Annotated in this window: 15 protein-coding genes; 10 read left to right on the top strand and 5 right to left on the bottom strand. The window is 37.3% G+C overall.

Annotated features, from left to right (window positions below; genetic code table 11):
• Positions 1-144: 144 nt before the first annotated feature.
• From GH754_RS16410 to GH754_RS16380, 7 genes are all read left to right on the top strand, one after another.
• Complete coding sequence (locus GH754_RS16410; protein WP_153729757.1) at positions 145-771, top strand: YesL family protein; 627 nt, start codon at positions 145-147, stop codon at positions 769-771.
• Between the two features lie 17 nt (positions 772-788).
• Complete coding sequence (locus GH754_RS16405; protein WP_153729756.1) at positions 789-2,567, top strand: sensor histidine kinase; 1,779 nt, start codon at positions 789-791, stop codon at positions 2,565-2,567.
• Entirely contained in the window at positions 2,545-3,312 is a 768-nt protein-coding gene (locus GH754_RS16400) for a response regulator transcription factor (RefSeq protein WP_194841387.1), read from the top strand. The genes GH754_RS16405 and GH754_RS16400 overlap by 23 nt, the downstream gene beginning before the upstream one ends.
• 153 nt (positions 3,313-3,465) lie before the next feature.
• Positions 3,466-4,734, top strand: coding sequence for an ABC transporter substrate-binding protein (locus tag GH754_RS16395; RefSeq protein ID WP_153729754.1), 1,269 nt, complete (start codon positions 3,466-3,468; stop codon positions 4,732-4,734).
• Between the two features lie 120 nt (positions 4,735-4,854).
• Positions 4,855-5,730, top strand: coding sequence for a carbohydrate ABC transporter permease (locus tag GH754_RS16390; RefSeq protein ID WP_153729753.1), 876 nt, complete (start codon positions 4,855-4,857; stop codon positions 5,728-5,730).
• Positions 5,730-6,560 carry a carbohydrate ABC transporter permease gene (locus tag GH754_RS16385; RefSeq protein ID WP_153729752.1) on the top strand — a complete coding sequence of 277 codons (831 nt, stop codon included), beginning with the start codon at positions 5,730-5,732 and terminating at the stop codon, positions 6,558-6,560. The genes GH754_RS16390 and GH754_RS16385 overlap by 1 nt, the downstream gene beginning before the upstream one ends.
• A gap of 27 nt (positions 6,561-6,587) precedes the next feature.
• Positions 6,588-8,285: a glycoside hydrolase family 13 protein gene (locus tag GH754_RS16380; protein WP_153729751.1), complete on the top strand. Its 1,698-nt coding sequence runs from the start codon at positions 6,588-6,590 to the stop codon at positions 8,283-8,285.
• A gap of 185 nt (positions 8,286-8,470) precedes the next feature.
• On the opposite strand, the gene GH754_RS16375 is transcribed toward GH754_RS16380, so the two are convergent.
• Positions 8,471-9,649 (bottom strand): MFS transporter, encoded by a 1,179-nt coding sequence (locus GH754_RS16375; protein WP_153729750.1) that lies wholly within the window; start codon positions 9,647-9,649, stop codon positions 8,471-8,473.
• A gap of 147 nt (positions 9,650-9,796) precedes the next feature.
• Between GH754_RS16375 and GH754_RS16370 the strand changes: the two genes are divergently transcribed.
• Positions 9,797-10,414, top strand: coding sequence for an NUDIX hydrolase (locus tag GH754_RS16370; protein WP_153729749.1), 618 nt, complete (start codon positions 9,797-9,799; stop codon positions 10,412-10,414).
• Positions 10,415-10,493: 79 nt separating this feature from the next.
• Positions 10,494-11,225, top strand: a complete 732-nt coding sequence (locus tag GH754_RS16365) for a hypothetical protein (RefSeq protein WP_153729748.1) — start codon at positions 10,494-10,496, stop codon at positions 11,223-11,225.
• A gap of 43 nt (positions 11,226-11,268) precedes the next feature.
• Here GH754_RS16365 and GH754_RS16360 read toward each other — a convergent pair whose 3' ends face one another.
• Both GH754_RS16360 and GH754_RS16355 read right to left on the bottom strand, forming a co-directional pair.
• Positions 11,269-12,765 carry a peptide MFS transporter gene (locus tag GH754_RS16360; RefSeq protein ID WP_153729747.1) on the bottom strand — a complete coding sequence of 499 codons (1,497 nt, stop codon included), beginning with the start codon at positions 12,763-12,765 and terminating at the stop codon, positions 11,269-11,271.
• 220 nt (positions 12,766-12,985) lie between these two features.
• The gene (locus GH754_RS16355; RefSeq protein WP_153729746.1) at positions 12,986-14,761 is read right to left on the bottom strand and encodes a BCCT family transporter; all 1,776 of its coding nucleotides are present in this window, start codon (positions 14,759-14,761) and stop codon (positions 12,986-12,988) included.
• A gap of 683 nt (positions 14,762-15,444) precedes the next feature.
• Between GH754_RS16355 and rlmN the strand changes: the two genes are divergently transcribed.
• Positions 15,445-16,521: a 23S rRNA (adenine(2503)-C(2))-methyltransferase RlmN gene (gene rlmN, locus GH754_RS16350; RefSeq protein WP_153729745.1), complete on the top strand. Its 1,077-nt coding sequence runs from the start codon at positions 15,445-15,447 to the stop codon at positions 16,519-16,521.
• A 24-nt stretch (positions 16,522-16,545) separates the two neighbouring features.
• Here the strand turns inward: rlmN and GH754_RS16345 are convergent, their stop codons facing one another.
• Both GH754_RS16345 and GH754_RS16340 read right to left on the bottom strand, forming a co-directional pair.
• Positions 16,546-18,066: a glycine betaine uptake BCCT transporter gene (locus tag GH754_RS16345; protein ID WP_153729744.1), complete on the bottom strand. Its 1,521-nt coding sequence runs from the start codon at positions 18,064-18,066 to the stop codon at positions 16,546-16,548.
• Between the two features lie 171 nt (positions 18,067-18,237).
• Positions 18,238-19,251, bottom strand: coding sequence for an LLM class flavin-dependent oxidoreductase (locus tag GH754_RS16340; protein ID WP_153729743.1), 1,014 nt, complete (start codon positions 19,249-19,251; stop codon positions 18,238-18,240).
• Between the last annotated feature and the right edge of the window lie 364 nt (positions 19,252-19,615).

The raw sequence follows: 19,615 nt of genomic DNA, 5'->3' as shown, positions 1-19,615 counted from the left end.
ATAAAAATAACACCGCCTTCAAAAATTAGAATAAGGCGGTGTTATTTTTTTTCTTCATCATATCTAGTACGTATACTTGGTAAGAACTTAGTAGTTATTATACAATGAAATTTTGAATGAATGTTCTAGAGGGGGAGCACCAACATGAGTCGCTTAATGTCAGGTTTATATGAAGCAAGTGAATGGATTAGTCGTTTAGCTTACTTAAATATATTGTGGGTTTTATTTACTTTGGGTGGGCTAGTTGTCTTTGGAATCTTTCCTGCAACAGCTTCCGTATTCACTATTACACGCTATTGGGTGATGGGAAAAGAAGATATACCTTTATTTAAGACTTTTTGGAATTCATATAAAGAGAACTTCGGTAAGGTTCAAATCATTGGTTATGTGTTGGTAGCCATTGGAGCTATTTTATACTATGACTATCAATTTTTTTCCGAAAAAGAAGGACCGATGTTTTTTGTCATTGAGCTGTTAACAGGGAGTATTATTTTTATATTTTCTCTTGTTGTCCTGTTTATTTTCCCTGTCTTTACGCATTATAAGCTGAAAACAATAGAGTATTTTAAAAATACTCTATTAATCAGCCTTTCTCAGCTTTTATTAAGTATTGTCATGTTTATTGTTACTGGACTACTTGTTTATGCTTTGAGTAGTTTTTCTGGTTTATTGCTATTTTTTGGTCTTAGTCTTCCCGCTTACTGGATTACCTGGGTTGCTCAAATTATCTTTAAGCGCCTGGAAGAATTGAAAACAGCGAAAAATGGGTAATCAAGGGGTCCATAATTATGAGTAAAAGCTTACATAAAAAACTGCTCGTTGGAATGCTACTAGTCACAGTCATCCCTATTATCATTTCAACTATTATTACTTACCAATCCACTTCCGAAACAATTGAAAAAAATTTAGTGAATTCCAATCAGCAATTAATGGAAGTAGGGATGGATAATTTAGTTTATTACTTTAGAGAGCTTGATCAAATGTCCCTCTCTTGGACCTTTGATGAAGAATTAATGAATGATCTAGATCATCAAACCTTGAACTTTCAACAAGAACAAAATCTAGAGTATGAAATTAAAAACTTGTTATATCAAAATCCGAATATTAGCCGAGTACAATATTCTGTGGATAATACAGGGGATACTTACTACAGTGAGAGGAATGTATATTTACAACAAAAACAACGTGTGGACGACTTACGTAAGAAAATGGGTGATCGCTATCGGGTATTTGAACTAAAAAAATATCAAGATGAGGTGGCTTTAGTTCTCCACCGAAAAATCGTTTCCGTACCTGATCGTGAAGTGTTAGGATATTTATCGATTTATACACATGTGGATGAGCTAGATGCTTTTTTACAGCGTTTGTATGAGGAAGATGAAAATATGTTTTTATTTATAGAAAGTAATAATACTATTTCCTCTTATTCATCCGAACACCCAAATCAAGTCAATGATGAGAGTGTTTTATCTATATTAACTGATAGCATTAAAGATAATGGCCAGACAAGTGGTAGCTTGGATATGGAAGTGAATCAGGAGGATGGGACGGCTCTGTTTCATCAAGATCAATATGAAGATCTCTCTCTGACATTAGTGAAGTTTATCCCGTTTACGATTATTGCAGAAGAGGCTCAATCCCCTTTGCAACAAATAGCTATCGTCCAAATGATTACTGTATTAGTCATTATCTTTTTTATCTATTTTGTCTCTATTTCTATCACAAGGCCCATCCATCGGTTAATGAAAAACATTAGATCAATTGAAAAAGGTGACTTTGAGGTTAAGGAAAAGGGAGTTAAGCGTGAAGATGAACTTGGGTTATTAGAAGAGCGTTTTAGCAGTATGGTGGGCCGACTAAATCAGTTGGTCAACAAAGAAATGCGTCTACAAATGGAAGTTACAACAGCACAGTTGAAAATGCTACAGGCTCAAATCAATCCTCATTTTTTGTATAATACACTTCAATCAATTGGAACCATTGCTTTAAAACATAAGCTGCCTGATGTGTATCAACGGTTAATCTCGTTAAGCTCACTTTTTAGATATAGTATGGACTTAAAAAACAAGCGTGTTCCTTTAGCTAAAGAAGTAGAGATGATTGACGAATATTTATACCTGCAAAAAGGGCGTTTTGGAGACCGTTTAGAATATGACATCCGTTGTACTGATGAATCGTTGCAAATAGAGGTACCTAAAATGGTTTTACAACCCCTTGTAGAGAACAGCATTGTTCATGGAATTGAGAGAGGCAACCAAGTAGGCCGTATTCAAATTTCAAGTCAGTTGGATGAAAATATGTTTCAGTTAGAGGTTTCAGATAATGGTCCAGGTTTTTCAGTTGAAAAAATAGCAGAGCTACAAAATATGTATAAAAGTAAAGAAGTTCTCTCTGAAAACAGACAAGGTGGAATAGGGTTGATGAATGTTCTTTTCCGTCTGTATTATGAATATGGAGACTCGTTCACTTGGACAATCGATAGTGAACCCTTTGAAAACACAGTCCTTCGATTGTATATATCCATAAAAGAAGGAGATGTCACCCGTGAAAGCATTAATCGTGGATGATGAAGCTCACGTACGTGAAGCCATTGAATATCTAATAGATTGGGATAAGTTTAATATTACGGAACGTTTATTTGCTGGTAGTGTCGTGGAGGCGGAAGAACTTATTGCTGAACACTATCCCGAAATTCTTTTTTGTGATATTAAGATGCCCGAACAGAATGGAATCCATTTAATTGAAACATTAAAGAAGGAAAAGGTGAACATCCAAGTCGTTGTCATCAGTGGCTATGATGATTTTGAATATATGAGAGCGGTTATTCAAGCAAACGCTGTTGATTATATACTAAAACCAATTAAAAAAGAAGAAATTGAAAAAGCCCTAAAGCAAGCAATTAAAAATTGGCAGGAAACAGAATCCTTTAGCCAATTTCAAAAGATAGTGGAGATTGATGAAAAAGAACAAACGAAGGAAAGTAGCTCCATATTAGAAATTAAAAACTATTTAGATGGGCACTTTCATGAACGAATTACACTTGATATCCTTGCTAAAAAATTTTATTTATCACCACAGTATATTTCGAACCGATTTAAAGCACAGTATGGAATATCCATAGTAGAATATGTTACGAAATTAAAAATAGAGAAGGCAAAACAACTTTTAATGAAAACTAGCAAATCCATTTTGGACATTGCTTATGAATTAGGGTTTAGTAACGAAAATTATTTTAGCAAGGTTTTTAAGAAGTATGTACAATTATCTCCTAAAAATTACCGAGAAAAATATGTTGGGAAAAAGAATGGATAATCGAAATCCATTCTTTTTTATATTAAGTTGACGTAATTATGCAAAAAATGAAACCGCTTAAAATATTACCACTTCACATGTAAATATGACATGTAAGTGCTTTCAAAAATGTTTTATGATGTAGTTACACCGATGAACAAGGAGGAACTCTAAATGGTTAAGAAATTATCATTTATTCTAATTGCACTTATGTTTGTCATTATGGCTGGGTGTGGAAATACAGAAGATAGCAATAATGAAGGCAAAAGCGGAGAAGAAAGTGGAGACAAGGTCACACTTAATCTTCTACAGTTTAAAACAGAGATTGTAGAGCAAGTTAAACAAATGGCTGAGGATTATCAAAAGGAAAATCCAAATGTTCAAATTAATGCTCAAGTGGTAGATGACTACTCTACTTTACGTAAAGCACGTTTTGCATCTGGACAAGGTCCTGATATTTTCTTTGTCCGCGGTTACACAGACATGGAGGATTGGTCAGAGTATTTAACAGACCTTTCAAATGAACCATGGATGGATCAGGTTTCAGAAGCAGCTAAACCAGGAATGACGCTAGACGGAAAAATGTATGGGTTTCCAGTAGGACTAGAAGGCTATGGCTTCATTTACAACAAGGATTTATTTAAAGAAGCTGGAATTGAAGAAGTACCGAAAACACTTTCAGAGCTAGAGGAAGTAAATGAAAAGCTCAAAGCAGCAGGAATTAAGTCCTTTACTGAAGGTTATAAAGAGGATTGGATTTTAGGTCTACATTTATTTAACCTACCATTCTCAGCAGTTGAAGATCCCGGCGCATATGCGCAAGGCTTAAAGTCTGGTGAGAAAACATTAAACGATAACCCTTATATGGACGGATTCTTTAATGTACTAGATGCAACCGTTGACTACGGTGAAGGCACAAACTCAATTGGTGTTGACTATACTCGTCAATTATCAAGCTTTACATCTGGTGAATCTGCAATGATGCAACAAGGTGTATGGACAATGGGATCTATTGAAGAAGCAAACGCTGATATGAATATCGGAATGTTCGCGATTCCATTAAGTGAAAATGCAGAAGAAACAAGATTACCAGTTGATGTACCAGCTTACTATGCAGTAAATAATCAAAGTGACCACGTAGAAGAAGCGAAGAAGTTCTTAACTTGGTTACATGAAAACGGTGACACTTACCTAGTTGATTCATTTAACTTCATTCCAGCATTTGAAGATATTGAAACAACAGATGAACTAGGTCCATTGGCTAAGGAGTTAATGAAGTACTCTAAGGAAGGTCAAACGATGCCTTGGGCTATGAACTACTGGCCATCAGGGTTGGATACGGACTTCGCTGCAGCACTTCAATCCTATGTTGCAGGACAAACTAACCAAGAAGAAACAATTGAACAACTACAATCAATTGTTGATGACCGAATGAAAGAATAATCATTTATAAGCAGAAATGCTAAGAAAGCACCTTCTAATGGCCATATCAATTAAGCATTAGAAGGTGTTTTCCCTTTAACACAAGGACTAAATATAAAACGGAAAGGGGCTAGGAGAAAGATGACACCTAAGCTTAAAAAGACCTTAATCTACTTATCATTTGTTCTTCCAGCACTAATATTCTTCACGCTAGTCATTATTATCCCTTTTTCCCAAGCTATCATATATTCTTTCCAAGAGTGGAATGGAATTAGTGCATCAACGAAATGGGTAGGACTTGATAACTACATTGCATTATTTAGTGATAAAGACTTTATATCATCACTATGGATTACTGCTAAATTTGTTATTCTTACGGTAATCGGAGTGAACGTAACGGGGTTTTTACTTGCACTTGTATTAAATAAAGCATTAAAGTCCCGAAATATTTTACGTACGTTATTTTTCATGCCTAACGTAATTGGCTCCCTAATTATCGGTTTTATCTGGCAGTTTATTTTCACTCAAGTATTTAACCAAATTTATGGAAGTACAGGCTGGTCCTTCTTTGAAATAAACTGGCTAACACTTCCGGATTCTGCTTTCTATGCGTTAGTACTTGTATTCTCATGGCAATTTGTTGGTTATGTAATGGTTATTTATTTAGCTGCACTTCAAGGGGTTCCGAAAGAGTTAGTCGAGTCCTCTTATATTGATGGTGCTAGTGGTTGGGATCGTTTACGATATATTGTTCTACCACTCATTATGCCAGCAATTACGATTTCAACGTTCTTAGCTGCTGCAGAAGCCTTTAAAATGTATGACCTGAACCTCTCCCTAACAAACGGAGGTCCATTTAATTCAACAGAGATGTTAGCTCTACAAATCTATCAAGAAGCATTCGTGAATAACCAGTACGGATTTGGTTCTGCACAGGCAGTTGTTTTCTTTATGATGGTAGCGCTTATTACACTTGGACAAGTTGCTCTTATGAAACGAAAAGAGGTGGATATGTAATGATGGAGAAATATACAGCATCGAAATTTTTCACAGAAATCATTATGATTGCGTTAGCCATTCTTTTTATAGCGCCTATCTATCTAGTATTTACTAATGCGTTTAAAAGCTATAATGAAGTATTGAACTCGACGGCGTCCCTACCATCAGCGTTAAGCTTTGATAACTTTGTGAAGGTTTGGGAGCAGTTGAACTTCCCAGTCGTCTTTATGAATACCTTAATCATAACAGTCGTAAGTGTAGCTGGAATTCTTTTAATCAGCTCAATGGCGTCCTATCGCCTTGTGCGTTCACCAGGGAAAGTTAGTAATATTTTATTTTTTATTATCATTTCAGCTATGATCATTCCATTCCAAACTATGATGATCCCACTTGTAAAAGTAGCAAGTGATTTTAATATGATTGATAGCATTCCCGGTATTATTATGATGTACTTTGGTTTTGGTGTACCGCTAGCCGTTTTCCTATATCACGGTTTTATTAAAGGAATTCCTTTGGAGCTTGAAGAAGCAGCAGCGATTGATGGCTGTGGACCTTTCCGAACATTCTTTAAGATTGTGTTTCCATTACTAAAACCGATTACAACTACTATTGGAATCCTTCATACACTATGGGTTTGGAACGATTTCCTATTACCATATTTAATGCTAAGTTCACCTGAGAATCAAACGATTTCATTGGCTTCATATGTATACTTTGGACAGTATATGACCCAGTGGAACTATGCTCTAGCAGCGTTAACTTTAGCAATTATTCCAGTACTAATTATGTATCTATTCTTACAAAAGAACATTATTGAGGGTATTTCAGCAGGAGCAGTAAAAGGGTAAGCATACTTTTGAAACGGAGGATTGTACATGGAACGTAAATGGTGGAAGGAATCAGTCATCTACCAAATCTATCCGAGAAGCTTTTATGATAGCAATGGGGATGGAATTGGAGATTTACAAGGTATTATATCCAAACTAGACTATTTAAAGGATTTAGGGATTGATATCGTTTGGCTATCACCAGTCTATAAATCTCCTAATGATGATAATGGCTATGATATTAGTGATTATCAGGATATTATGGATGAGTTTGGTACGCTTGAAGATTGGGATCAGCTCATTAAAGAAATGCACAAGCGTGACATCAAGCTTGTGATGGACCTAGTGGTAAACCATACGTCTGATGAGCACCCATGGTTTATTGAGTCCCGGAAGTCAAAAGCTAATCCTTATCGTGATTATTATATTTGGCGGAAAGGTAAGGATGGGGAAGAACCAAATAATTGGGTTTCTTTTTTCAGTGGATCTGCCTGGGAATACGATGAAGAGACAGAGGAGTATTTCCTTCACCTCTTTTCTCGTAGACAGCCAGATTTAAACTGGGAAAACCCAAAAGTCCGCCAAGAAATTTACGATATGATGACCTGGTGGCTTGACCGTGGTGTGGACGGGTTCCGCATGGACGTCATCAATGTTTTATCGAAAACAGAAGGGTTGCCCGACGCTCCAGTGACGATGGATGGTAAATATCAGTGGGGCGGGGACTATTTCTTAAACGGTCCGAAGATTATGGATTATTTACATGAAATGAAAGAAAAAGTTTTTGATAAGTATGACATGATGACGGTTGGGGAAACACAAGCCGTGACAACTGAAGATGGGGTTCGTTATACGAATGAAGAAGATGGTGTAATGAGTATGCTCTTCCAATTTGAGCATATGGGCATTGATAAATCACCAGTAGGCGGAAATCTTGGTAAATGGATGATTAACCGAGACTGGAAACTAACTGATTTTAAGAAAATCATGACCAGATGGCAAAAGGATTTAGATGGCCGTGGATGGAATGCACTTTATCTTGAAAATCATGACCAACCTCGTTCTGTATCACGATTTGGAGATGATCAAGCCTATCATCAAGAAAGTGCAAAAATGTTAGCAACGTGGCTTCATATGATGCAGGGAACACCATTTGTCTATCAAGGTCAGGAAATCGGAATGACAAATGTAGCCTTTGAGAACATTAATCAATATAAGGATGTTGAAATTCTCAATTTCTATCATGATCAGAAGGATAAAGGTAATTTTACAGAGGAAGAATTGATGGATGCGATTCATTACCGAGGACGTGACAATGCAAGAACACCGATGCAGTGGAATGATTCACCTAATGCAGGGTTTACAACTGGAAAGCCATGGATAGATGTGAATCCGAATTACCGTGACATCAATGTAGAAAAGGAAATGAATGATCCAAATTCACTCTATCATTATTACAAGAAATTGATCCAGCTTCGTAAGGAACATGACATCATTGTTTATGGTTCATATAACCTTATTTTAGAGGATGACAATCAAATATATGCTTATACAAGAATGCTAAATGATGAAACATTGCTAGTAATTGCAAACTTTTCAAAGGAAACACCAGTATTTAACTTACCTGATTCCTTGAAGTATACATCTTATGAGTTATTTATTAGCAACTATTCTTGTGAAACAACAGAGGCCCCTTTGTCTATACAACTAAAGCCATATGAAACAAGGGTTTATCGATTAAAGTAAACAAACAAGGGGTTAAATATACAGATAATGTGGGTTAGATTACGAGGCTTATTATAGCTCTAATCTAATCTTTTTTTCATTTAGCTCTAATTTCAAAAAAGCTAAGTGGGGCCAAAACCTATTTGAGGATTAAAAACGCCTGTCACGAGGTTTCAATGACAGGCAAAAATTAGTGCACAGCCCCTTTATGAATCTTGTACTGCAGCCGCAGAATTGAGCTGTTTAGCCGCATAAACCCGATACAACAAAAACGCAACAACTGACAACAAAATCCCAGATATATAAGGCAAGCCTATAGTAACAGAGTAAAGAACGCCTCCTAATGGGGGGCCGATTACTCTACCAAGTGAATCAAAGGATGAGAGCAAACCAGTTGTACTCCCATGCCCAGATTGAGATTTCTTAGTTAACAAGGAAGAAACACTAGGTCGGATGACTCCGTTTCCAATACCGAATACCGTTAAGAAAACGGCGGCGGTGAGAAAGCTGTCTACATACAAGATGAGAAAAAAGCCTAAAGCGGATATCCAAATGCCACCTTGAATCACTGAGCCTTCTCCAAACCTTTTGGTGAGTCTCCCTACTAATCCGCCTTGAACGATGGCTCCAGCTAACCCCATAATCATAAAGATATACCCTAACTCCGTTGTCCCAAGTCCTGCTGATTCGGCTGCAAAGTAGGCAAATGTTGCTTCCAGTCCTGATAGGGATAAAGAGACAAATAATTGCAGGATAAATAAAAAGGAAACCGTGCCTTTCAGTGCCTGACGTAAAGATGGTCTTTGCTGCGATTTAGCGTCATGGCTATTTACATCAATCGATTCCTTTAACACAAACCAAACAAAGAAGAATGTTAATAAAGAAGAGGTTCCTGCTAGATAGAATGGCATGTTTAGACTCATTTTAGAAAAGACTCCACCAATAGCAGGGCCAAAGATAAATCCTAGCCCAACTGAGGCGCCAATGATGCCCATTCCTTTACCACGATCATCTTCGCTTGTGATATCAGCTACGTAGGCCATAACAGTTGGCATATTAGCGGAGGATAAAAAACCGCCAATGATTCGAGCGGCAAATAGCATCCAAAGCTGAGTAGATAAAGCCATGAAGAAAAAGGAAAAGGAAAGCCCTAAAATACCAAGCATTATGACAGGCTTCCTCCCAATACGATCTGAAATCCGTCCCCACATTGGAGCAAATAGGAGCTGCATCACGGAATAAACAGCCATTAATAATCCTAATTCAGTTGGTGATGCACCTAAATCTTCTGCATAAAAGGGTAAAACAGGTATAATTATCCCAAACCCAACCATTACAAAGAACATAACGGCAAATAGAATGGGCAACGCTTTCTTTGTTTCCAACGTTCAATCACTCCAATGTTTAATGATTATGCTATTATCATAATGGAAATAGTAAGCAATTGCGAATAAGAAAATAATCATTAAAATTTCCATATGTTCTGTATCCTTTGTTATAGTATTAGAAAGACCAAACCTTGAGGTGAATATATGGATACTAAGCATATTTTAAATAAGGTTCAGGGACATAAACCAATTATATTAGGAAGCGAAGAATATACAAAATCTGCCGTCTTATTGCCAATCATTCAAAAGTCAGATGGTCTCCATATTTTATTTGAGGTTCGCTCCCAACATCTAAGAAGACAGCCGGGTGAAATTTGTTTTCCTGGGGGCCGAATAGATCAAGAAGACTCAACAGAACAGGCAGCAGCTATAAGAGAGACCAAGGAAGAGCTCGGCTTAAAAGATCAAGATATCACGAATGTTTTTCCTATTAATTATCTCGTATCTCCCTTTGGCATGATGGTTTATCCTTTTGTAGGGTTTATTCAAGAACCTGATGCCGTAAACTCAAACCCTCAAGAGGTTGGAGAAGTATTTACAGTTCCACTATCTTTCTTTCTCCAAACTAAGCCTGATATACATCATGTATATATAAATATTGAGCCTGACGAAAAGTTCCCATTTGATCTGATAGTAGGTGGAGAGAACTATAATTGGAGAACAGGAAAAATAGATGAGTATTTTTATCTTTATGAGGACAGAGTGATATGGGGGCTGACAGCAAGGATACTCGCTGACTTTATAAATATGATTCAATCATAAAAAAGCCATTATATGCGTCCCAAATTCAGACCATCGGCATAGGATAATACAGCACGACAATAAGGGATGTGATATAACTATGGCGATCTTTATGAACAAAGGTGAACATCCTGATATGTTTAAAAATCAGGACAAAATTAAAGAACCCAATCTAGGTTATTCGCGGGTAAACTATGCCCAAGAAATGGTTGAGGAACAAAAGAAGTTAAATAAGACGATGCTAAAATCACTTAGTCAATTTAAACAGCAAAATCATCTACAAACCAAACGTTGGAGTGCAATCGACCAAAAGTTAAACTATTTAACTGAAAACAGTCGCAAGCATGAACAATTTGAGCAACAAGCATCGAATTGGATAGAAAAGTTCCATCAAGGCAATCAAAACATTCAAGGTATGTTACAGGATGAGCATTCTCAAAATCAAGAAATCATGGAACAGATCCAGTACTTAAATGAATCCAACCAGTCTATTTTAAATCATTTAGATAAGTATGATACGTCCAATCATCATCTAAATGATAGAGTAGAGGAGCTATTTAAACTTCAGCAGGAATTATGTGAAGAGATCTCAGAATATGATGAAAAACAAAATGAGGTTTTCAATCGTTTGGAGAACCAAGAAGCGCTTATGGAAAAAGTGGTTCGGCAAATGGATAATTTACGTTCGATTGTATATGAGCGAGTTAGCCATCTGACGGAGAAAATTGAGGATGGTTATAAATTAACATCGTCTTACCTTTATAAGCTATGGAAGGATCCGGATCAACCCTTTCCTTTTGTCATTGACCAAAAGAAACAAGAAAATCGATAAATGAAAAGAGTCTGTTCCATTATGGAAGCAGACTCTTTTATTGCTATCGAATACCCTTCATATAGCTCTGAATTTTTGGTGATAGAAGGAAGAGTAAGATACTGAGTAATATAGATATTCCTCCGATAACACCAAAATACAAGATTTCATTTTCAGGAGAATAAAATTTAACAATTTGTGCGTTGATTGCTTGGGCAGCAGCATTTGATAAGAACCATAAACTCATTGTTTGGGCTGAAAATGCTGAAGGCGCTAATTTTGTAGTCGCTGAGAGTCCAACTGGAGATAGACAAAGCTCACCAAGAACAACAATAAAATATGTGAGTACTAGCCACATTGGATTTACTAATGAATCCGAACCTGCCAAATAACCCGGGATAAGGATAACGACGAAGGATAAACCAGCAAATAATAAACCTAGCGCGAATTTTTGTGGTACTGTCGGCTGACGTTTACCTAATTTCACCCACATCCAAGCAAATACAGGTGCTAAAACAATAATAAATAGCGGATTTAAAGATTGGAACCATGCTGGGGATAATTCAATTCCAGCAAAATTTAATTGAGTTCGATTGTCCGCATAACTTGCAAGAATCGTTGAACCTTGCTCTTGAATTGCCCAAAACATTACCGAGGCAATAAAAAGCGGAATATAGGCAATAAGGCGAGAACGTTCCTCGACGGTTGTTTTTGGACTTCTGAACATTCTCCAAAAATAAATGGTTGGAATACCAATTCCAAGAATTCCGACAAATCCAACAAAGCTTTCAATCGTTAGAAGACCAGCAGGAATGGTAATAGCACAAATAATAGCAATTGCAATTACGGCAATAACGATATAGCTAGTAACCTTTTTCTTTTCATTAGGAGAAAGTGGATTTGCAACTGTAGTTCCAGCTAATCCAAGATTCTTTTTCTTCGTTACCATAAAGAGAATAAGTCCTAGGAACATACCAACAGCGGCCATTCCAAACCCAATATGAAAGCTTGTCTCCATTACATAGTTGGATCCCACAATGTAAGGTGAGATAAAGGCACCAAGGTTTATTCCCATATAGAAAATACTGAAGCCCGCATCTCTACGATCATCAGTTGTACTGTAAATTTCACCGACTACACTAGAAACATTTGGCTTAAGCAAACCAGTACCAATTACAATAAGAACCATGGAAACAAAAAACATGCTTAAGCTACCCGGTATGGCTAAAGCAATATGTCCTAACATAATCAGTATGCCACCATAGAATATAGCCTTGGAGGTACCAAATATCCGGTCGGCTAACCAACCACCGATGACACCAGACATATAAACTAATGAACCGTAAATGGACATAATCGAAAGGGCGGCAGTATTAGATAGACCTAATCCCCCTTGTGAAACTTCATAGTACATGTAATAAAGAAGGATAGCCCTCATTCCATAGTATGAAAAACGTTCCCAGAATTCTGTAAAGAACAGTGTAAATAGACCTTTTGGATGACCAAAAAATCCTTTTTGGGGAACGCTTGCTACAATTTTGTCTTTACTTATTTTTGACATTTCTCAAACCTCCCATATATTAATATAATACTTTCTGTATATGGCATTTGTCAAAATCTTATTAATAAGAGGAAAAATATACTACTTTCAAGTTTTAAAGTTTTACTAAAATAACAAAATATCAAAAAATTAATAAATTAGTCAAAATAATCATTAATCCAAAATTTATTCCTAATAAAAAAGGTGACGCCGTTAGCAAGCGTCACCTATAACTACCTTTTTATTTTTTATCCTTATTGTTATTGTTGGAATCCTGGTCTAAATCAAGCTCTTCAAGAATTTCTTCCTTCATTTCCGATTTGACCTCATCTTTAATTTCATCGTAAAGTTCTTCTTTCATTTCATCGTACACTTCGTCTTTCATTTCATCATATACTTCCTCTTTCATGTCATCGTAGACTTCTTCTTTGACATCATCAAAAAATTCATCCTTAAATTCCTCTTTAAATGAATCGATACGTTTGGTGCGCTTCTTTCTTTTATCTGCTTTAAAATCTCGACTCAATGTAATCAAGATGGATACAATCATCACTAACATAATAACGGAAAAAGGCAATGCTGCAATGATTGAAGCGGTTTGCAGTGCATCTAGGCCACCGCCTCCGCTAACTAATAGTACAGTTGCTGCTCCTGCAATTAAAAATCCCCAAACTATTTTCACGGAAGTTAATGGGGCTAAACTACCTCTGGATGTCATCGCACCTAATACATAAGATGCAGAATCAGCAGACGTAATAAAGAAAATAATGATCAAAATAACCGCCAAGACGCTCGTGATCATGCTTAATGGCAGCTCCCCAAGCGTTGTGAATAGAGCTAATTCCACATTGTTCGTTACTAAATCAGCAATTCCACCTGGTCCATACATTTCAAGGTTTAAGGCTGTTCCACCAAAGGTTGTAAACCAAATGAGAGCTAATAGTGCAGGAACAATTAGTACCCCACCCATAAATTCTCGGATAGTCCGGCCTCTGGATATTCTGGCGATGAATAAGCCGACAAAAGGTGCCCAAGAAATATGCCAAGCCCAGAAAAAGATGGTATTGGTTCCTAGCCATTCGCTTTCTGTAAACGGTGTGAGCGTTAAACTCATTGGAATCACATTGGAGATGTAGCCCCCAAGTGTGGTGACAAAGCTTTCAAAAATAAATAAAGTTGGTCCTACAATGAGAACAAATAAGTAGAAGATACCAGCAATACCTAGGTTGATGTTACTTAAAATCTTGATACCTTTGTTTACGCCTTTGGCAGCTGAAAACATAAATAAAACTGTTACGATTGCAATCACAATCATTTGTGTCCAAATATTATTTGGGATCGGAGTTAAATGGGAAAGCCCCCCAGTAATTTGCATCGCACTTAAACCAAAAGTGGTTGCAACACCTGTACAAGTAGCTAGAACTGCTAAAATATCAATTATTTTTCCAATCCAACCCTTTACTCGGTCTCCGAAAATAGGGTAAAAGGCAGAACTAATTAAAGCAGGATAACCCTTTCGATATTGAACATAGGCTAGCGTTAGTCCGACAATTGAAAAGATAGCCCATGGATGTAATGCCCAATGATAAGAACCATAACGAAGACCAGCAATAGCCGATTCTCTCGTTTCAGGTGCATATCCATAAGGGGGATCTAAGTAATAAAGAACCGGTTCTGCAACACCCCAAAATACAAATCCAACGCCAATACCAGCTGCAAATAACATACCAAGCCAAGAGAACCAAGAATATTCCGGTTCATCACCTGGTTTTCCTAAACGGATTTTCCCATAAGGACTAATGGCAAGGATAATCACAAATAAAACAAAAAATGCCGTAATCAGCATGTAATACCAGCCAAAATTGGTAATCATCCATTCAAGAGCTTGTGATGCTATGTCTTGAAGGGATTTAGGTGAAAGTGCTCCCCATATGACAAATAACGCTACAAGAATAGCAGAAATGTAAAATACGATCGATGGTTTATCTGTTGTATAAGTATAATTTTTTTTACTCATTTGTTTTGTGTGCTAGGTACACACAAACCTCCTTCCGTATGCGTGACTGAAAAATAATGTGGTGTTTGTCCGCAAAAATAGGAGACATTCAACACGAAAATTTAATAAAACGCATACTTATTTTTTCGTAATCCGCATCATATTATGAAGGATATTTTCGAATATAACAAGAATGAAATTGGTAATAATTACATTGGATTTTAGATGCTTATGTGGTGAGGGTTGTGTTGAAGATTGGTGGGTTATGATGAAGTTATTGTAGCAAATGCTGAAGAAGGTGTGGAATGCTAAAGATTGAGGGGATTTTGCTGAAGTAGATGAGAGTTATGCTAAAGTTCTAAAAGTCTCGGCTGAAGATGTCGAGTATTATGCTGAAGGCAGGCGCGTTCTAGATAGATACTGAACCAGGCTGTGATTATGCTAAAAAACGTTTGGAAATGCTGAAGACAGGGGCAAATGCTGAAGAATGCAGAGCCTACGCTAGAAATACAATGTAAAATGCTAAAGATTGACTGCTCGAGGCTAAAGACACTATTTAATATGCTGAAGAAGCACATGCACACAGCCATTCGCTAAAGACACGGGCCCTAAACCCGCTAATTAACACAATAATCCATTTGCTACTCACCTTAAATTCCAGTAAGATAGTATAGGATTGAATTGTATTGAAATGAGGGTATATTATGGCAAAAGAATCCATTTATGGGTTAACCTTTGACCAATTGACAGCATGGTTAGTCGAACATGGTCAAAAGAAGTTTAGAGCAAAACAGGTTTGGGATTGGCTTTATCAAAAAAGAGTAAAAAGCTTTCAGGATATGCAAAATTTAAATAAAGATTGTATTGACCTTTTAGATGAACATTTTGAGGTGCAGACCTTAGATATAGAAATACAGCAGAAATCAGAAGATGGAACAGTTAAGTTTTTGTTCAAGCTTCAGGATGGGAATTTGATTGAGACAGTATTAATGCGTCATAACTATGGATTATCGGTTTGTGTAACTACACAGGTTGGATGTAATATTGGCTGTACGTTTTGTGCCAGTGGAATTCTAAAGAAAAACCGTGATTTATCCAGTGGTGAAATTGTAGAACAAATTATGAATGTCCAGCATTACCTTGACAGTAAAGGCAAGGATGAAAGAGTGAGTCACATTGTCGTTATGGGTATTGGGGAGCCATTTGATAACTTTGATAATTTGGTTGACTTTTTACGTGTTGTTAATGACCAACAAGGATTGTCCATTGGGGCTCGTCATATAACTGTATCTACAAGTGGTTTAGCGAATAAGATTTATGATTTTGCCGACCTTGGTTTACAGGTGAACCTGGCGATTTCGATTCATGCTCCGAATAACGACTTAAGAACGCAAATAATGAAGATTAATCGTGCATTTCCAATTGAGAAGCTGATGGATGCAATCGATTATTACTTGGAAAAGACGAATCGCCGAATTACGTTTGAGTATATTTTATTAAAAGATGTGAATGACCATAAGCAAGAGGCTATTCAGCTTGCACAATTACTTCGTGATAAACGTCATTTATCATATGTAAACTTAATTCCTTACAATCCAGTTAGTGAGCATAATCAGTATCAAAGAAGTGAACTGGAAGCAATAAAAACATTCTACGACACACTAAAAAGTCGTGGAATTAATTGTGGGGTTCGTTTGGAACAGGGAACAGATATCGATGCTGCCTGTGGACAGTTGCGTAGTAAACAAATTAAAAAGAAAAAGAGCAAGGAACGCGTCTAAGAAGATGCGTTCCTTTTCTTTACCTTACTCTACTGGCTTTTTCTTCTTTCTAATTCGACCGATTCCAAGCTCTTTTGCTTCCTTAGACAGTGCCTTTAACAAACTGACTGCCATTAGGGTCATGATAAGTGAAAATGGAAGAGCGGCAATAATCATCATATTTTCTAAGGCTTGTAGCCCTCCGGTGTAAAGTAAAGCGAGGGCGGTTGCGGATAGCATGATGCCCCAGGTCACTTTAATTTTGTTACTAGGTGAATGGGAGCCGTTTGTTGTCATCATGCCTAATACATAGGTTCCAGAGTCCGCGGAAGTAATAAAGAAAGTACCGATTAAAATCATCGCTGTAATGGACATCACCATGGAGAGTGGGTAATTCGCAAACACCCCAAATAAATTTTGCTCTGCCGATAGTTCTGATATCTTGGCGATCCCGTTATGTTCAAGGTGGATAGCAGAGCCTCCAAATGTTGTGAACCATAGTGCTACTACAAGAGTAGGGACGAGTAGCACACTAAATACAAATTCGCGAATGGTACGACCTCTGGACACGCGAGCAATAAAAATTCCAACGAATGGTGCCCATGCTATCCACCATGCCCAGTAGAAAATGGTCCAGCCATTGATCCAAGCTCGAATGTCTTCGTTTAACGGAGCGATTCGAAAGCTCATTTGTGGAAGGGTTTGTATATAGTTTCCGATGGTATTGGTAAATAAATTTAAGATAAATAAGGTTGGTCCAAATATAAACATTAATGCAAATATTAGTCCGGCAAGCCCCATATTTGCATTACTTAGTATTTTGATCCCTTTACTCAAACCTGACCAAGCAGAAATCAAAAATAAAACAGTCACAATGAGTACAATTAAAAACTGAACCCAGATATTCGTTGGAATATCAAAAAGGTAGGACAGTCCACCATTAATTTGAACAGCACCAAAGCCGAGCGAGGTTGCTACCCCAATTACGGTTGCAATAACAGAAAAAACGTCAATTGCTCTACCTAGTCCTCCTTCAACACGATTGCCAAGAATAGGTCTTAATGTTGCACTTATTAAGCCCAAGCGTTCATGTCTAAAATGGAAGTAAGCAATGGCTAAGGCAACAATAGCATATAGAGACCAGGCATGAATTCCCCAATGGAAAAAGGTAAAGCGTAGAGCATCCTTTATCCCCTGTTCAGTACCAAGCTCTCCTGTTGGGGAACTAACAGCATAATGACTTATTGGCTCTGAAGTACCATAAAAGACTAGTCCTATCCCCATTCCAGCACTAAATAACATTGCTATCCATGTGGGTCTAGAAAACTCAGGCTTTTCATCTTGTTTACCAAGCCTAATTCGGCCTACTGGACTAACTAATAAGTATAAGGAAACGACGAGGAGAAGGCTAACGATAATTAAATAGTACCAACCAAAAGTGTCATAAAGAAAAACTTGCATATTTGATGTGATTCGTTCAGTTGATTCAGGAATTATAATTCCCATCAAAACTAGAATGATGAGAATTCCCACAGAGATATAAAAGACAGTATAATTCTCTTTCATAAGTAATCTCCCTTCTGTATTAATAAGAGCCATAACACGGGTTGTCTTCGTGATGTTATTGTCTTACTTAGGAAGGGAAATTATGTATTAGAAATTGCTGTTGAAAAAAGAACGAACCTATATATTCATTAGATTCGTTCTTTTCGATAACAATATTTTATTGGGTTCAAGTTATTCAGAATCCATTAATTCAGCAACAATTTCATAGGAGCGTAAACGATCCTTTTGATAATAAATTTGAGAGTTGATAATCACTTCATCTGCATTGGTTTCCTCAAGGAAGTTGTTCAATTTTTCTTTAACTTTTTCCTTCGTCCCTACAATAGTTGTACGAGAATCGAGCGTACTTTCTAAAGCGGCTCTTTCAAAAGGTGTCGAGACCTCATCCATATTTTCTACCGGTGCCTTCAATGGACTGGATTCTCCTCTGCGCAAACTTAGGAATTGTTGTTGCTGGGAGGTTGATAACCATTGAGCTCGTTCCTCTGTGTCTGCGGCTATGACATTGACCCCAACCATAGCATAAGGCTGTTCCAATACATCAGACGGCTGAAATTTATCACGGTAAAGCTTCAAGGCCCCAAGCGTATTGTCGGGTGCAAAGTGGCTAGCAAAGGAAAATGGTAACCCTTTATGAGCAGCGAGCTGGGCACTAAAACCACTGGATCCAAGCAACCAGATAGGGATACGAAGTCCATGCCCAGGATAGGCCTTCACACGAGCATTTGGGTCTCCCTCAAAAAAGTGCTCAAGCTCAGCGACCTGCTGTGGAAAATCTTCAGGGCTACTATTTAAAGTTCGTCGTAGAGCATAGGATGTAGCCTGGTCAGTTCCTGGGGCACGGCCTAAACCGAGATCGATTCGTCCAGGGTACATCGACTCTAGTGTGCCAAATTGTTCGGCAATCACAATTGGTGCATGATTAGGCAGCATAACACCGCCAGAGCCTACGCGTATACTGTTTGTTGCACCCGCAATATGTCCAATGACTACTGAAGTTGCCGAGCTGGCAATGCCTGGCATGTTATGGTGTTCAGCTAACCAATAACGGTGGAATCCCCACTTTTCAGTATGTTGAGCCAGTTCAACACTATTTTGAAATGCTTCACTAGGTGAACCCTCTTCTGTGATTGGAGCTAAATCAAGTACAGATAAAGGAACACCATTAAATCGCTTTGTTTGCATATATGTGCACTCCTTATTTTCTTCCATCTTATATAAAAATGTTACGGCTTTTGAAAGGAGTTCGTCCACTTTTTTGCTTATCACACTGCAGTTATAAAATCTTTATCTATAGTGTACTCATCTGTGAAACCAATAATTCTTCGTACTTTTTTCAGCGAGCATGTTCCATTAACTTGCAAAAATTTCAAGTTAAAAAAAGACGCTTGGAATCGGTACCGACCCCTGAAAGTTAGAGTAATAATCTAACTTTCGGGGGTGTTTTTTTATGGCAAAATATAGTGAAGAATTTAAAATGAAGCTTGTCACCGAGTATTTAGATGGCAACATAGGATATGGATCATTGGCAAAAAAATATAATATGGGC

Source organism: Salinibacillus xinjiangensis (assembly GCF_009649735.1).
Taxonomy (GTDB): Bacteria; Bacillota; Bacilli; order Bacillales; family Alkalibacillaceae; genus Salinibacillus; species Salinibacillus xinjiangensis.
This window is presented reverse-complemented; position numbering and strand designations above follow the sequence as displayed.

Bases quoted from the DNA above. Each gene is read 5' to 3' on its own strand.
- GH754_RS16410 (WP_153729757.1), top strand. From the start codon at position 145: ATGAGTCGCTTAATGTCAGGTTTATATGAAGCAAGTGAATGGATTAGT.
- GH754_RS16405 (WP_153729756.1), top strand. From the start codon at position 789: ATGAGTAAAAGCTTACATAAAAAACTGCTCGTTGGAATGCTACTAGTC.
- GH754_RS16395 (WP_153729754.1), top strand. From the start codon at position 3,466: ATGGTTAAGAAATTATCATTTATTCTAATTGCACTTATGTTTGTCATT.
- GH754_RS16390 (WP_153729753.1), top strand. From the start codon at position 4,855: ATGACACCTAAGCTTAAAAAGACCTTAATCTACTTATCATTTGTTCTT.
- GH754_RS16385 (WP_153729752.1), top strand. From the start codon at position 5,730: ATGATGGAGAAATATACAGCATCGAAATTTTTCACAGAAATCATTATG.
- GH754_RS16380 (WP_153729751.1), top strand. From the start codon at position 6,588: ATGGAACGTAAATGGTGGAAGGAATCAGTCATCTACCAAATCTATCCG.
- GH754_RS16370 (WP_153729749.1), top strand. From the start codon at position 9,797: ATGGATACTAAGCATATTTTAAATAAGGTTCAGGGACATAAACCAATT.
- GH754_RS16365 (WP_153729748.1), top strand. From the start codon at position 10,494: ATGGCGATCTTTATGAACAAAGGTGAACATCCTGATATGTTTAAAAAT.
- GH754_RS16360 (WP_153729747.1), bottom strand. From the start codon at position 12,765: ATGTCAAAAATAAGTAAAGACAAAATTGTAGCAAGCGTTCCCCAAAAA.
- GH754_RS16355 (WP_153729746.1), bottom strand. From the start codon at position 14,761: ATGAGTAAAAAAAATTATACTTATACAACAGATAAACCATCGATCGTA.
- rlmN (WP_153729745.1), top strand. From the start codon at position 15,445: ATGGCAAAAGAATCCATTTATGGGTTAACCTTTGACCAATTGACAGCA.
- GH754_RS16345 (WP_153729744.1), bottom strand. From the start codon at position 18,066: ATGAAAGAGAATTATACTGTCTTTTATATCTCTGTGGGAATTCTCATC.
- GH754_RS16340 (WP_153729743.1), bottom strand. From the start codon at position 19,251: ATGCAAACAAAGCGATTTAATGGTGTTCCTTTATCTGTACTTGATTTA.